Origin of the sequence: Flagellimonas hadalis, assembly GCF_007785775.2 — a bacterium.
GTDB lineage: Bacteria > Bacteroidota > Bacteroidia > Flavobacteriales > Flavobacteriaceae > Flagellimonas > Flagellimonas hadalis.
This window is the reverse complement of record NZ_VNIK02000001.1, coordinates 886,217-899,889: the sequence shown is the minus strand read 5'-3', so window position 1 is coordinate 899,889 and position 13,673 is coordinate 886,217. Positions and strand designations below refer to the sequence as shown.

At 46.8% G+C, this 13,673-nt stretch carries 12 protein-coding genes and 1 pseudogene; 9 read left to right on the top strand and 4 right to left on the bottom strand.

The genetic code is table 11. The features are described from left to right. The first annotated feature begins 6 nt into the window (after window positions 1-6). From FOT42_RS03975 to FOT42_RS03965, 3 genes are all read left to right on the top strand, one after another. On the top strand, window positions 7-1,476 hold the full coding sequence (locus FOT42_RS03975; RefSeq protein WP_151889255.1) for an efflux transporter outer membrane subunit: 1,470 nt from the start codon (window positions 7-9) through the stop codon (window positions 1,474-1,476). Between the two features lie 54 nt (window positions 1,477-1,530). Beyond that, window positions 1,531-2,430 carry a helix-turn-helix domain-containing protein gene (locus FOT42_RS03970; protein WP_226789794.1) on the top strand — a complete coding sequence of 300 codons (900 nt, stop codon included), beginning with the start codon at window positions 1,531-1,533 and terminating at the stop codon, window positions 2,428-2,430. Between the two features lie 103 nt (window positions 2,431-2,533). After that, window positions 2,534-3,193 carry an SDR family NAD(P)-dependent oxidoreductase gene (locus tag FOT42_RS03965; protein WP_151889254.1) on the top strand — a complete coding sequence of 220 codons (660 nt, stop codon included), beginning with the start codon at window positions 2,534-2,536 and terminating at the stop codon, window positions 3,191-3,193. A 25-nt stretch (window positions 3,194-3,218) separates the two neighbouring features. Here the strand turns inward: FOT42_RS03965 and FOT42_RS18010 are convergent, their stop codons facing one another. Together FOT42_RS18010 and FOT42_RS03960 are read right to left on the bottom strand one after the other, a co-directional pair. Beyond that, window positions 3,219-3,374 (bottom strand): hypothetical protein, encoded by a 156-nt coding sequence (locus tag FOT42_RS18010; RefSeq protein WP_192938311.1) that lies wholly within the window; start codon window positions 3,372-3,374, stop codon window positions 3,219-3,221. Between the two features lie 6 nt (window positions 3,375-3,380). Continuing rightward, on the bottom strand, window positions 3,381-5,780 hold the full coding sequence (locus FOT42_RS03960; protein ID WP_151889253.1) for a hybrid sensor histidine kinase/response regulator: 2,400 nt from the start codon (window positions 5,778-5,780) through the stop codon (window positions 3,381-3,383). A 270-nt stretch (window positions 5,781-6,050) separates the two neighbouring features. Between FOT42_RS03960 and FOT42_RS03955 the strand changes: the two genes are divergently transcribed. Further along, entirely contained in the window at window positions 6,051-9,065 is a 3,015-nt protein-coding gene (locus tag FOT42_RS03955; protein WP_151889252.1) for a hypothetical protein, read from the top strand. A gap of 133 nt (window positions 9,066-9,198) precedes the next feature. On the opposite strand, the gene FOT42_RS03950 is transcribed toward FOT42_RS03955, so the two are convergent. Further along, window positions 9,199-9,417 (bottom strand): hypothetical protein, encoded by a 219-nt coding sequence (locus tag FOT42_RS03950; RefSeq protein WP_151889251.1) that lies wholly within the window; start codon window positions 9,415-9,417, stop codon window positions 9,199-9,201. 11 nt (window positions 9,418-9,428) lie between these two features. Then, window positions 9,429-9,923, bottom strand: a complete 495-nt coding sequence (locus FOT42_RS03945) for a DinB family protein (RefSeq protein WP_151889250.1) — start codon at window positions 9,921-9,923, stop codon at window positions 9,429-9,431. Window positions 9,924-10,156: 233 nt separating this feature from the next. Between FOT42_RS03945 and FOT42_RS03940 the strand changes: the two genes are divergently transcribed. The 5 genes and pseudogenes from FOT42_RS03940 to FOT42_RS03920 all read left to right on the top strand — a co-directional run bounded on the left by FOT42_RS03940 (window position 10,157) and on the right by FOT42_RS03920 (window position 13,667). Continuing rightward, window positions 10,157-11,119: a helix-turn-helix transcriptional regulator gene (locus FOT42_RS03940; protein ID WP_226789800.1), complete on the top strand. Its 963-nt coding sequence runs from the start codon at window positions 10,157-10,159 to the stop codon at window positions 11,117-11,119. A gap of 80 nt (window positions 11,120-11,199) precedes the next feature. After that, a pseudogene (locus tag FOT42_RS03935) lies at window positions 11,200-12,047 on the top strand (bifunctional helix-turn-helix domain-containing protein/methylated-DNA--[protein]-cysteine S-methyltransferase). Between the two features lie 59 nt (window positions 12,048-12,106). Further along, window positions 12,107-12,820 (top strand): 2OG-Fe(II) oxygenase, encoded by a 714-nt coding sequence (locus FOT42_RS03930; protein WP_226789793.1) that lies wholly within the window; start codon window positions 12,107-12,109, stop codon window positions 12,818-12,820. A gap of 3 nt (window positions 12,821-12,823) precedes the next feature. After that, on the top strand, window positions 12,824-13,075 hold the full coding sequence (locus FOT42_RS03925) for an Ada metal-binding domain-containing protein (protein WP_151889248.1): 252 nt from the start codon (window positions 12,824-12,826) through the stop codon (window positions 13,073-13,075). Beyond that, complete coding sequence (locus FOT42_RS03920) at window positions 13,056-13,667, top strand: alpha-ketoglutarate-dependent dioxygenase AlkB family protein (RefSeq protein ID WP_151889247.1); 612 nt, start codon at window positions 13,056-13,058, stop codon at window positions 13,665-13,667. The genes FOT42_RS03925 and FOT42_RS03920 overlap by 20 nt, the downstream gene beginning before the upstream one ends. Window positions 13,668-13,673 lie beyond the last annotated feature (6 nt).

Below are 13,673 nucleotides of genomic sequence, written 5' to 3'. Positions count from 1 at the left end.
AAGATGATGAAAAATATATATGTAATGATGGTCCTGGCCCTGTTGATCAGCTCGTGTGGGATACAGAAAAGGACGCACGACACAGGGGATATCATTTCGGTACGGAAGGATTTTCTCAAGACCGAATTGGAAGATGCAACATTTGAAAGTACTGCCATTGCAACGGAATGGTGGTCGGAGTTCAACGATCCCGTATTGGACAGTCTGATCAATAGGGCGAGGGCACACAATTTGGATATCAACTCAGCGGTCGCCAATTTTCAGGCAGCCAGGGCCATGCTCAAGGAAACCAAGTGGGACCGCTTGCCAAGCATCACCGCAAATGGCGGTTATACACGAACGCGATTGGGGGAAAATGTTTTTGTGTCGGGAGTCAACCCCACCTACAGTACCTACAATGCAAGTTTTGATGCTTTCTGGGAAGTGGATGTATTTGGAAGGGTGTCCAACAGGATCAAAGGGGCCTATGCCAACAGACAACAGGCCTTGGCCGATATGCACGGGGTGTACATCAGTATTTTTGCCGAAGTGGCGAACAACTATCTCGAGCTGAGGGGCAACCAATATTTATTGGACATCGCCAAACGGAATCTGGAAGGGCAGCAAGAGACCTATAATCTGACGGTCAAATTATCCGAGGCCGGTACCAGTAATAGTTTGGACGTATCGCGGGCATTGGCACAGTTGGAAATGACGCGGGCGAGCATACCCCCGATAGAGGCAAGGATAGAAGCCCTGAAGAATAGCCTGAGCGTCCTAGTGGGCAGCGTTCCCGGAAATTTGGATGCTTCGGTGGTGAACAAGCAGCCTTTGCCCAGTTTGCCAGCCTCCGTGGCTCTCGGCGATATTGACGAAATGTTGCGTCGCAGACCGGACGTAAGGCGTGCGGAAGCCCTATTACAGCAACGGATAGCCCAGTACAATATTTCCGTGGCCAACCTGTACCCAAAGATTGCATTTGGAGGGTCCATTGGTTTTTCGGCCATAGATTTTTCGAACTTTGGGAGCAAGGAATCGTTTACATGGAGTATTTTCCCCAATATAAGTTGGGCCGCCTTTGATCTGGGAAGGGTAAGACAGCAGATCAAACGGGACGATGCGCTAACTTTGGCAGCGCTCAACCAATATGAAAAAACAGTTTTGGAAGGATTGGAGGAAATCAAGACCTCGTTGAGCAATTTCACGCAAGAGCTCAAAAGAAGGGAAATCCTGAGAACATCGTCCAAGGCCAGTGCCGAGGCGGCCACCTTTGCCCAGCAACGTTTTAATGCCGGACTGGATAATTTCATTGATTACCTTAGTGCTGACAATGCCTTGTTGCAGGCAGAAAACACCTTGGCTTTGAGTGAAATATCCTCTGCAAGATCCTTGGTCGCCATTTATAAGGCCTTGGGCGGGGGATGGGAAATCGTTTCCGAGGAAGAATTGGACGATAAAATGGAGGCCATGGACCTCATAGGGGCCAAGCAAGACTGAAAAGTGTAAGATTGTCAATTTGATATGGACTAATACATGGTCCATCTATATGATATGGAGAAAAATTTGAGCAAGGCAGATATTCCTGTTTTTGAAAACCCACATGATCATCATGAGGCGATCGGCTTTGCTCATAAAAGTCATATTCCAAACTTTGATGTTTTTCAGGTAGAGGATATGGGACCCTCCATCAGAAGTTGTATGCCCCCTTATCGACAAGGGTTTTATCAGATCGGATTGCTCAATTATACAGGGGAAAGTAAGTTCAACCTCAATACACATTTGTTGGATTTTGATGGACTTCCACTTTGGTTCGTTGTTCCGGGGCAGGTCGTTTCGTGGTTTAGGGACAAGAACATCTCTGGTTTTTTTGTGATGTTCCGAAAGGAGTTTTTGATGAATTCGTTCCCGGATTTGACCCATGATTTCCCCTTTCTGAAAATGACGGAAAACAGTGTCATGATGCTCACCGAAGAGGAACATGAATCATTGAACCTGGATTTGGAACGCATGCACTCCGTGTTCAAGAACCCGCATCCCTACCAAGAAAGGATGCTGGAAGGCATGCTGGGCTCGTTGCTCTTTTTTTGCAAGGCCATCCATGAGCGGCACAAGACCACCGAGAACCATCTGTCCAGGGCACAGGTCATTGCAAACCAGTTTGAGGCATTGGTGGATAAAATGTATGTGGACACCAAAAATGTGGGAGACTATGCGGAAGAGCTGAACATTACCCCCAACTATTTGACAACGACCATAAAAAAATTGACAGGCAAAAGTGCCAAGGATATTATTCAGGAACGACTTTTGATAGAAAGCAAGAGCCTCCTGAAATACTCGGGATTGGACATTGCGGAGATTGCCTACAGATTGAATTTTCAAGAACCGACACATTTTACGAGGTTCTTCAAGAATTTAAGTGGGCTCACCCCCAATCAGTTTAGGAGGATGTAATGCAGTGATGGAATGACCGGACCGACCAAATTATTTTGAACACTATGTTTTTAACCATGAAAGACCATATGCTAAATTTGTAAAATGTTTTAAATGGATTGTAATGAATGAGAAGAATGTTGCTGTTGTCACGGAAGCAGGTAATGGATTGAGCAAGAAATTTGCAAGTATCCTAAAAGACAACCATTATGAGGTTGTGATCGCTGCTTGCAAGGAGAGTTATGCTAAGCTCATTGCCCAAGATGAAAGGCCAAGGGATTTTAAACTCCTTGAAGTTGATTTTACGTCCCCGGATAGCCTTGCAGCATTCGAAAAGACCATTTGTGAATCTTATGGGAAGTTGGACCTGTTGATCAACAACGCGGAAATCGTGAATGGTTTTGGGCACAAAATAGACCAGATCAACATAGACGATATCAAAGAAGTTTACGAAATCAATTTCTTTTCTGTCATACGCGTCATTCAAGCACTCAAGCCCTTGCTAAAGAAAAGTGATGATCCCCGTATCATCAACATTACCAGTTCGTTGGGAGACATCAGCAAGATGAAGGATGAATCTTTTTGTTATTCAGGATACAGTCTTACCGCATACTCTACTTCCAAAGCGGCACTCAACATGTTCACCCACTTGCAATGCAAGGAGTTCAAGCCCTCCAAAATAAAGATGTACAGTTTTGACCCCGTCGCCATGAAAAATTGCACTTATAACTCCGTGGTCATCGGCGAAGGTGTCAAGGACGAGTTCATTTCCATGATCAGATAGGCACGGCCCTGCATAAAGGCGGTCGTCAAAGGGCCGGACCCGTCAGTAGGCTCATCCTCCCGGTATGGTTTTTCAGCACATATTGCATCCGTTCGGCTTGGTCAAGTGTGAAGATGTTCATTGCTGCATTCTCACTGTAGTGAAGGCTCTTGTTTGCATAGTGGTATCCAGCAAATTTCATAGGACCTTAGGCTACATATGGTTTTTTGGGGATGTTCTTTTTCATTTTGGAAAACAACAATGCTCCGTTGATTGGTTTGGTGATCAGGTCATTGGCCCCCAATCTGAATATCTCCTTTCGTGTCTTGCTGGTACTGTCAGCCGTAACCACAAGAATGGGGATTTGGGGATCACAGCTGGCCTTTCCACTTCGGATCCTGGAGGTTGTTTCAAAACCATCCATTTCGGGCATTTGCAGGTCCATTAGCACAAGGTCAAAAGCTTGCTCTTTCATGATTTCCAAGGCTTCCTTCCCATGATTTGCAATGGTGAGGTTGATGTCTTCCCATTTTTTGAACAATAGTTTCACCACGGTTTGGTTCATTTTGTTGTCTTCTACAAGTAGAATGTCCCGTGTGCCCAAACTATCCGTTGCGGCCATCTCTTTATTTTGGTCCAGCACCAGTTCTGTGTCGTCCATTTCATAGCCTAGGCTCAGCTCGCAAGTGGTGCCCTGTTGTGCATTGTTTGTGATGTTGATTGTCCCCCCATGTAGGTGCACATAATTTTTAACAATATACAGACCAAGACCAAGACCACTGAACTCCCTCTTGTCCATAAAGGATTTTTTGGTAAACGATTCAAACACAGTGCTCATCTTTTCCTTGGAAATCCCAATGCCGGTGTCCTCAATGGAAAAATCCAAGACCACCCCGCTCTTGCCCTTGTATTTGCAGTTTAGGGCCACGGTTATGCTTCCGGTATTGGTGAATTTGATGGCATTGTCAAGAAGATGGTTCAATATCTGGACCAGTTTTCCCTTGTCCCCAATGATTCTCGACGGCAAGGATCCTTGGAAGGAGAAGTCGAACTCCAAGTTCTTTGCCTCCGCCTTTTTCTGATGTGCCTCCATGACTTTTGATAAGGTTGATGGAAGTTCAAAAGAGACCAGCTTCAGTTCTTGGGTACCCTTCTCAATCACGGTAAAGTCCAGGATGTCCTCAATATATCCCAAAAGGTTCTTGGAAGAACTCAAAATGAGTTTGCATTTTTCTTCCAGATCGGTCTCTTTCTTGTTTTGTTGCAGCGATGTTGCCATGCCCATGATTAGGTTTAGGGGTGTTCTCAGTTCGTGGCTGATGTTTGAAAGAAACGACGATTTGATGTCGTTCATGTCCTCCGCACGTTGAAGGGCCAATAGCTGGTTCCTTTCATTCTCCATGCGAAGGTCCCGAATCCTATTGCTCATGGAGATGGACAGGAAAATGATTTCCAGTCCAATACCAAACTTTGCCCCATTGTTGGTGAAGAAAGAGTTTTCTATGGTATTGAAGTTGTTGAGGATGAAAATGACAAAACCAAGCACCAAAAAAGAAATACCGATGACAAAGTAGGGATCCACTTTCACCTTTTTCATCTTGACCATCACTAGTGAAGCAATCATGTGGACCAAGACCAAGATGCCCACGCCATTGGCAAGTGGATAACAAAAAGCGGGTAAGGCCGGAGACACACAGAGGATGGCGATTCCCGCAAGTGTCCCAATGCCCAAAGCTTTGCCCGATAGGTGCAATAATCGGCTATGCTTTTTCAAGTTCAAAAAGGTATCCCCATATTTTCCAAAGAAGAAAAGTGAGACAAAGGCGGTGAGCAATACCGCCCTATCGGAAAGCCAACCACCTTGTGGGGTAAAGTATTGATGGAAAAATCCATCAAGCGAAAACTGCATCAGGGCTATGAAGAGTACATAAAGGCCATAATATATAAAGGCACTGTCCTTCAGTGCAAAAAAGAAAAAAAGGTAGATGATGCAGGCCAGTATCAATATCCCATAAAAGAAGCCGTAAAAAACCTGTTCCTGATAGGTCAGCTCAAAAAACGTATTCTTTGGATACAATTGCAGCGGGGTCATCACTACTTCACCATCACTTTTCAAGTGGATATAGACCTCCATTTTTTGAAAGGGTTCCAAACTAATGTCAAAAATGGACTTTCGGTGTGCCACGGTCTTTTTTGAAAACGGAATCTTATCTCCACTATGCTGTCGCTGAACATCGCCATCTTCGTCCACCAAATAAAGATCTACAATGTCGGTAATGGGCCTTGCTGTCTCCAGATAATACTCAGAAGCTGTCCGGTCGGGGTTTTCCAAAGTGAACCTGATCCAATAACTTTCATGGGAAAAACCCATGTTTTCCTCCAAACTGGAAAGAGGGACAAAGGGCAGATCGGTATTGCTTCTGATAGCATCGAATGCGAGGTCTTTCTTCCCGGTCAAAAGAATGGATGCCTGGGAGCGGAGCGAAATGGCACCTGAAATGTTATCTTTTTTATCGAACTGTGCATTGGAAATAAAGGGCAACACGAAAATAGCGACATGCAAAAGCACACCCGCTATCATGGACAGAAATGGAATTGAGTGGCGCATAAAGTAGGCTTTTAGTAGATACCGCCCTTTGGGAAGACAGGATCGTACTTGTTTATATATCCTTCGATACAATTAAACTAAAGAAAGCCAAACCCCTACTTTTCCCCAATATTTGGGGATGTCCTGCAAAATACATCGATGTTTGGCAGTTTCTTGATGTTGAAACTGTTTTTTTACCAAAATATAAAAGACAGTAATTTCCTACCCTCGGACGTTATATTGAGCAGTATTTATTAGATTTGGTCAGAATCGAACAACTTTAACTGACTCATGGCATTACAACTACGCTCTTTTTACTTTACACTATCATTTTTTGTTACCTGCGCTTTGGTCGCGCAAGACTTCAAGGCATTCGAATACCGTACCATCGGACCTTCTCGGGGAGGACGGGTGACCACGGTCACGGGAACCCCCATGTTGCCCGGAACCTTCTATTTGGGAGCTACTGGTGGTGGTGTGTGGAAAACGGACGATTATGGCACCACTTGGAACAATGTATCCGATGGCTATTTCAAGACGCCGTCCATCGGGGCCATCGAAGTGGCCGTCAACGATCCCAACATCGTGTATGTGGGAACGGGGTCGGACGGTATCCGCAGTAACATCATCGAAGGAAAAGGAGTGTATAAGTCCATCGATGCAGGAAAAACTTGGGAGCATATCGGACTGGAAAATGTGGGACAGATCGGTGCTGTGGAAATAGATCCTACGGACCATAACACGGTATGGGTGGCGGCCATTGGCAATGCATTCAAACCGAACAGTGAGCGTGGTATCTTCAAAACGACGGATGGTGGACAGCACTGGGAAAAGGTATTCTTTGTGTCCGATGAGGTAGGTTTTGCCGACCTGGAGCTGCTTCCCGGAAACCCCAACGTGGTCTATGCGGCGGCATGGAAGGCCCGTCGCACCCCATGGACCATCGATTCTGGTGGGGAGAACAGTGAAGGGGGCATCTACAAGTCCATCAATGGGGGCAAAGACTGGATAAAACTGGAAAAAGGATTGCCCAAAGGACTCCTAGGCAAAATCGATCTAGCAGTTTCCCCGGTCGATTCACGTATACTATATGCCGTCATTGAAGCCCCGGGAGAGGATAGGGGGCTATACAAATCCGTGGACCAAGGCAAATCGTTCACCCACGTTTCGGACAATGAGGATTTGGTGAACAGGCCATTTTACTACACCAACATTGAATTGGACCCTACCAATCCAGACATTATTTATTCCAATGCCAATCCCTTGGTGAAATCAACGGATGGTGGAAAGACGTGGAAACGGATGAGCGTTCCGCATGGGGACAACCATGACATTTGGCTCAATCCCAACAACCCAGATCTTTTGATCCAATGTAACGATGGCGGTGCCAACGTGTCCCACAATGGTGGCAAGACCTGGTCCACCCAGTTCAACCAGCCCACGGCCGAGATCTATCAAGTTGCCGTGGACGATCAATATCCCTATTGGGTGTACGGGGCACAGCAAGACAACACCACTTTGGCCATCCCGAGTAGGGCTCCGACTGCCACGGGTACGCAGGGAACCCAGATGATGATGGACGTAGGGGGCTGCGAAACGGGACCGGTTATTCCCATGCCCGGCAACCATTACATCGTGTACAACAATTGTAAGGGACGTTTCAGTGTGTACAGCAAAAAAACGGGAATGGACAGGGAGTATTCCATCGGGGCGTCCAATATCTATGGACACAATCCAAAGGATTTAAAATATCGCTTCCAGCGGGTGGCCCCCATCCATGTTTCGCCCTTCAATCCCGAAGTGGTGTACATGGGGTCACAATACCTGCACAAAACGAACAACGGCGGACAGCAGTGGGAGACCATTTCCCCTGATCTGACAGCGAACGAGCCGGACAAACAAGTCATTTCGGGAAATCCCATTACCCGCGATATCACCGGTGAGGAATATTACAGCACATTGTACTCCATCAGGGAATCCAAGATCAGCCAAGGAGTTATCTGGACCGGTTCCAATGATGGGGTCATTTCCGTGACGAAAGATGGTGGCAAGACTTGGAAAAACGTAACCCCGAAGAAACTGCCCAAAGGAGGAAGGGTGGAGTCCGTGGAGCCTTCCCAGTTCCATCCGGCAAAGGCCTATGTGGCGGTGGACCGACATTTGTTGGGGGACCCGAAGCCCTATTTCTACAAAACGGAGAATTACGGGGAAAGTTGGGAACTCATCAGCACGGATTCCAATGGCATACCTTCGGATTACACCGCCCGTGTGCTACGGGAAGATCCCGTTCGTGAAGGATTGTTGTATGCAGGAACGGAATTTGGCATGTTTGTTTCCTTTGATGATGGGAAAACCTGGAAGGAATTCCAACAGAACCTTCCCGTGACGCCCATCACGGACATCATTCTTTTCCGAGGCGATTTGATCCTGAGCACCATGGGGCGCGGTTTTTGGATCTTGGACAATGTCACGGCCCTTCAGGACAAAAATATGGACCAATTGAAGGATGAGCCCGTCTTGTTCAAACCGGACAACACCATTCGGTACAGAACGCCTTGGGGAGGTGGGGATTTTCCAAATTATCCCTCCACCTGCGTTGTCATTGATTATTATTTGCCCAAAGAAGTAAAAGAAGGGGTCAGTCTCCAAATTTTGGACGGGCAGGGCAAAGAAGTGGCCACCATTGTGAGCGACTCAACCCAACTGGAATCGACGGAAGAAAAAGTGGAAGATATGGGCCTTAGCATGACCTTTGTCTATCTGGACAGCAAGTTGGAAACCAAAAAAGGCATCAACCGGTTCCAATGGGACCTTCGCCAAAAAGGGCCTTGGGACAAGCGCAAGGGAAGACGCTATAAGGGTGGACCTATGGTGCTCCCCGGCACCTATACCGCGAAACTTACGGTGGATGGACAATCGTTTGAGAAACCTTTTGAGGTGCTTATCGACCCCAAGTTGGAGGAAGAGGGCATTTCCCTATCGGATATGGAAGAGCAACTGGCTTTACAACAAAAAGTGATGGACCTATTGTCCGATGCACGAAAATTGCAGGACGATGTGGAGGAAAAAATTAAAAAGCTGGAAAAGGACAAGACCGACGAAACCCAATTGGAGGACCTCAAGAAGCTGTTGCCACAATTGAAAAATGAGGAAGGAGCCTATCCCCAGCAGATGATGGTGGCCCAAATATCGTATCTGAACAACATTTTGGGTGGAAGTGACAAAAAGCCGGGAGAAGAAGAAAAGGAACGTTATCAGGAGCTATTGTCCCAGTTCAACCAACTTAAACAAAAAGCGGGCATCTGATCCAAAAGATCAGGATGCCGGCTTATGCTGTTTAGGGGGACGAATGGTCCAAAATCGGAACACTCGGTCAACATCCCTTGATCGAAGGTCATGCCCGATTTCTTTATCATCGGTCGTTTTTCGGGAAACAATTTCAATGGAGTTCTTCGCAACTAAATCCATTTTTTTTCAATAAAGTTGAAATAGTGTGTGGCTGTACATTTTGGGTTTCGACCCGGAGAATGTTGTCACAATCCTCCAGGTCAAAATTCCAATACCCGTTCCTGTCGATCACTTGGTTCAATAAGGGTCTAAGTGTCCTGATGTGACCCTTGCCCAATACCGAAGTCCTAAATACCAAAACGGTTTTCATTACATTCGTTTTTAGCGCTCGTAGAAAAACGGAGGTTCAACGCCCAATGCCCTCAGATAGACATAGCCCTGCCCCCGGTGGTGGATTTCATTGTCCATAAAATAGAAAATGGAGGATTGCACGGTGCCTTCATACTGGCCGAAGAGTTTTATATGGTCTTGGAAGCGCTCCAATTCGATCTGCCCCCAAAGTTTGTTGATCTCTTCCGTGTCCTGGTCCCATCTTTCCAAGATCTTGGCCTTTTGGTTCCCGTGCTCAAAATGTTCTTGCAGTTCTGTGGTTTCGCGGGTCACGATTTCCTTCAGCCCAGGAACGGCTATCCCCAAAAGCTCCATGGTCATTTCGGCAAAGGTGCGCATTCCCCCAATGTTGTAGTTGAAGAATTCCTTCTCTGGAAACGCTTCGATTACCCTTCTGGTAAGACCGCGGTGGCCTTGGTAGTGCTCCAAAAGTTGGGCAGGGGAGATGACTTGTGCTTCAGTTTGATTTTTTACGTTGTTTTCCATGACGTTTTATTTAAAGGTTTATGATTTCTGAAACCAAAATTAGAAGGGGGGTGTGACAGCCCTTTGTCAGTAGAAAAAAAATCGACCGAAAAAAAAGTTCTTGACAAGCCGTTGTCACCATGTGGGCCTAGCTTTGCCAAGGATAATAATATTATAAATGAATCAAGATGGGAAAGAAAAGAACGCAGGTCCTTGGATTGAAATCCTATCTTTGGGAGATAGCTCACGCAATTATGGGAATGGACACCGCCAAACGTTTTGATAGGATAGTCGCCATTTTGATACAGCTGCAGTCCAAACGGATTGTGAAGGCACAGGAACTGGCAGACCGCTTCGATGTGAGCCTTCGTACCGTATATAGGGACATCAGGACCTTGGAGGCATCCGGTGTGCCCATAGTCAGTGAGGCGGGCGTGGGCTACTCCATTATGGAAGGGTATCGTCTGCCCCCGGTGATGTTCACCCGGGAAGAGGCCGGAAGTTTTGTGGCGGCGGAAAAACTCATGCAAAAGTTCACCGATAAGTCCCTCGGGGCCTACTACGAGTCGGCCATGTACAAATTGAAATCGGTGCTTCGGGGCAAGGAAAAGGATTGGGTGGAAGCCTTGGAGTCACAGGTATCCATCGTGCCGGGCCAAGTGCTGTTCAACGAAGAGGTGCCCAACGCCCTTGAAATCCTGTTCGAGAGCATTGCCGAGCGGAAACAGGTCTTTTTAAAGTACGAATCGCTCCGGGAAGAAACCCCATCGGAACGTAGGATAGAGCCCGTGGGCCTTTTCAATGAAAACGGGTTTTGGTACATTCTGGGTTATTGCCACCTGCGGATGGACTACAGACATTTCCGGACGGACAGGATACACCACATCGCCAGGACCTCGATGGATTTTATGCTGGAGCACGGGACCATGGACGAACACCGTGAAAAAAGGGAAGAGGTGGAAAAGACCAAGGTGAAGATCTTGGTGGAAAAATCCGTGGCCAAATACATTCGGGGAGGCAGAAAGCATTATGGCTTTGTTTCGGAAAAACCTGTGGGCGGACAGATGGAAATGACCTTTATGACCGCCGATATGGAAAATGGCTTTGCCAGATGGTACCTCATGTTCGGGGACTATGCCACAATCGTGGAACCCGATGCGCTGAAAAAGAGGGTGGCCGACATCCTGAAGAAAAGCCAGGAAATGTTGGCGGGGTAAGTACTCCCGATCAATAGTCAGCAAGATTCGGGTTTTATCCTCAAGTTGAGCCATGTACTTTTGGTTCAAATATGATAATTATGAACACGCAGGCAGAATTCAATTACGATAGGGTGGCAAAGGCCATCAGCTTCATACGGAGCAATTTTAAGGAGCAACCCTCCCTGAACGAGATTGCGGAATCCGTTCATTTGAGTCCATACCATTTTCAAAGGCTCTTTACGGAGTGGGCCGGGGTAAGTCCCAAAAAGTTCATGCAGTACATCAGCGTCGAACATGCCAAGAAAATGTTGAAGGAAACACAGGTCACCTTGTCCGAAGCGGCAATGGAAACAGGTTTTTCAGGGACGGGAAGATTGCACGACCTCTTTGTCAACATTGAAGGGATGACCCCGGGGGAATACAAGAACGGGGGAGAGAATTTGGAAATCAACTTTAGCTTTGCGGAAAGCCCCTTTGGAAAACTGATCGTTGCCTCCACGCCCAAGGGCATTTGCCATATGGCCTTTGTGGATGATGGAAAAGAGGGGTTCGAGGATTTAAAGTCCCGTTTTCCCAATGCAACCTATCGACAGTTGTTGGACAAGAACCAGCAGGACGGACTGGCCATTTTTAGGGATGATTGGAGCAAGCAGGAACAGATCAAACTGCATTTGCATGGTACGCCCTTCCAATTGAAAGTATGGGAAACCCTGCTCAAGATCCCGACCGGCAGCCTGGAAGTATATGGATCCATTGCGCATAAAATGGAAAGACGAAAGCGTCCCGCGCCGTGGGCACGGCCATTGGGAAAAACCCCGTAGCCTTTTTGATCCCATGCCACAGGGTGATCCAATCGACCGGAAAAGTGGGAGGCTATATGTGGGGCAGCACCCGAAAAAGTGCCATCATAGGGTGGGAAGCTGCACAAATGGCCCCAGCCGAGTAAAACATCCATCAAAAAAAGAACAATACAATCCATCATCCATCAAAAAACGAACAGTCAACATGAATACAATAATGCACCAAAGTTCCGAGGTCAAATGGGACCAAGTGGAAGAAAGTCTGCATGACAAGGGATATGCCTTGGTTTCCGATTATTTGGAACCAGATAGGTGCGATGCCCTGAAGGAATTATACGATCGGAAAGAAGGGTACAGGAAGACCGTGGTCATGGAACGCTATCGCTTCGGGTTGGGGGAATACAAATATTTTGATTATCCATTGCCCGAACCCATCCAAGAACTCAGGGAAGGATTGTACCCACATTTGGTGCCCGTTGCCAATCTTTGGATGAAAGCGTTGAACATACAAAGGGTTTTTCCACAGACCCATCAGGAATTGATAGATCAGTGTAAGGAGCTGAACCAGTTGAAACCTACCCCACTTATTTTAAAATATGGAAAGGGAGGGTTCAATACTTTGCACCAAGATCTGTACGGAGAAGTCTATTTTCCCGTCCAGGCCGTACTTTTTTTGAGCGACCCTGATACCGATTACCAAGGAGGTGAATTCGTGATGACCCAGCAGACACCCAGGGCCCAATCCAAAGCCATTGTGCTCAGGCCCAAGAAAGGGGATATGGTACTCTTCACCACGAATTTTAGACCGGTAAAAGGCACAAGGGGATATTATCGGGTGAATATGAGGCATGGGGTGAGCGAACTGCACCATGGTGAAAGATATACGCTAGGCATCATTTTTCACGATGCCGTCAGTTGAGAAATGGTACTTCATTCCGATACCGATAAAAAGGAAGTCCTGAACATGATCCGAAAAGGGGAGATTGTGCTGGGTGGGAACAAAAGGTTGAAAATATATGGTACCTTGGGGTGTGCTTCGGGCAAACGTATGAAGCGGGAGAACAGAGTTTTTTTTAAATCAGATACCGAGGCACGTAAAATGGGGTTCCGACCTTGCGGACACTGCATGAAGGAGGCCTATAAACAATGGAAAGATGGATTTGTTCAGCTCTGAAATAGATCTGGGTCAAAATTGGTTGCCCAAGGATGGTACCGTGAATTATTATGGGTCTGTCATGGCCCGAAACATTGCGGATGCCTATTTTCAAGAACTTTTGACGAATATTGCCTGGACCAACGATGTGGCCATCATCTATGGCAAGCGCATAGAGACCAAACGTAAAGTGGCTTGGTATGGGGACCAACCCTTTGAATACACCTATTCGAACCATACCAAAAAGGCACTGCCATGGACAAAAGCCCTCTTGGAGTTGAAGACATTGGCCGAAAAACGCACTGGGGAGACCTACAATTCCTGTTTACTGAATCTATACCATTCCGGGGAGGAAGGGATGGCCTGGCACAGTGACGCGGAGAAGGACCTGAAGCGGAATGGGGCCATAGCTTCCCTAAGTTTTGGGGCCGAACGTAAATTTGCGTTCAAGCACAAGCAGACCAAGGAAAAAGTAGAGCTGATCCTCGACCATGGGAGTCTCTTGGTAATGAAGGGATATACCCAGAGCCATTGGTTGCATCGTTTGCCACCAACAAAGTTGGTGAAAACGCCGAGAATCAACCTTACTTTTAGAACAATAGTCAGCGTTTAGCTAAAA

Bases quoted from the DNA above. Each gene is read 5' to 3' on its own strand.
- FOT42_RS03975 (WP_151889255.1), top strand. From the start codon at position 7: ATGAAAAATATATATGTAATGATGGTCCTGGCCCTGTTGATCAGCTCG.
- FOT42_RS03970 (WP_226789794.1), top strand. From the start codon at position 1,531: ATGGAGAAAAATTTGAGCAAGGCAGATATTCCTGTTTTTGAAAACCCA.
- FOT42_RS03965 (WP_151889254.1), top strand. From the start codon at position 2,534: ATGAATGAGAAGAATGTTGCTGTTGTCACGGAAGCAGGTAATGGATTG.
- FOT42_RS18010 (WP_192938311.1), bottom strand. From the start codon at position 3,374: ATGAAATTTGCTGGATACCACTATGCAAACAAGAGCCTTCACTACAGT.
- FOT42_RS03960 (WP_151889253.1), bottom strand. From the start codon at position 5,780: ATGCGCCACTCAATTCCATTTCTGTCCATGATAGCGGGTGTGCTTTTG.
- FOT42_RS03955 (WP_151889252.1), top strand. From the start codon at position 6,051: ATGGCATTACAACTACGCTCTTTTTACTTTACACTATCATTTTTTGTT.
- FOT42_RS03950 (WP_151889251.1), bottom strand. From the start codon at position 9,417: ATGAAAACCGTTTTGGTATTTAGGACTTCGGTATTGGGCAAGGGTCAC.
- FOT42_RS03945 (WP_151889250.1), bottom strand. From the start codon at position 9,923: ATGGAAAACAACGTAAAAAATCAAACTGAAGCACAAGTCATCTCCCCT.
- FOT42_RS03940 (WP_226789800.1), top strand. From the start codon at position 10,157: ATGGGAATGGACACCGCCAAACGTTTTGATAGGATAGTCGCCATTTTG.
- FOT42_RS03930 (WP_226789793.1), top strand. From the start codon at position 12,107: ATGAATACAATAATGCACCAAAGTTCCGAGGTCAAATGGGACCAAGTG.
- FOT42_RS03925 (WP_151889248.1), top strand. From the start codon at position 12,824: ATGGTACTTCATTCCGATACCGATAAAAAGGAAGTCCTGAACATGATC.
- FOT42_RS03920 (WP_151889247.1), top strand. From the start codon at position 13,056: ATGGATTTGTTCAGCTCTGAAATAGATCTGGGTCAAAATTGGTTGCCC.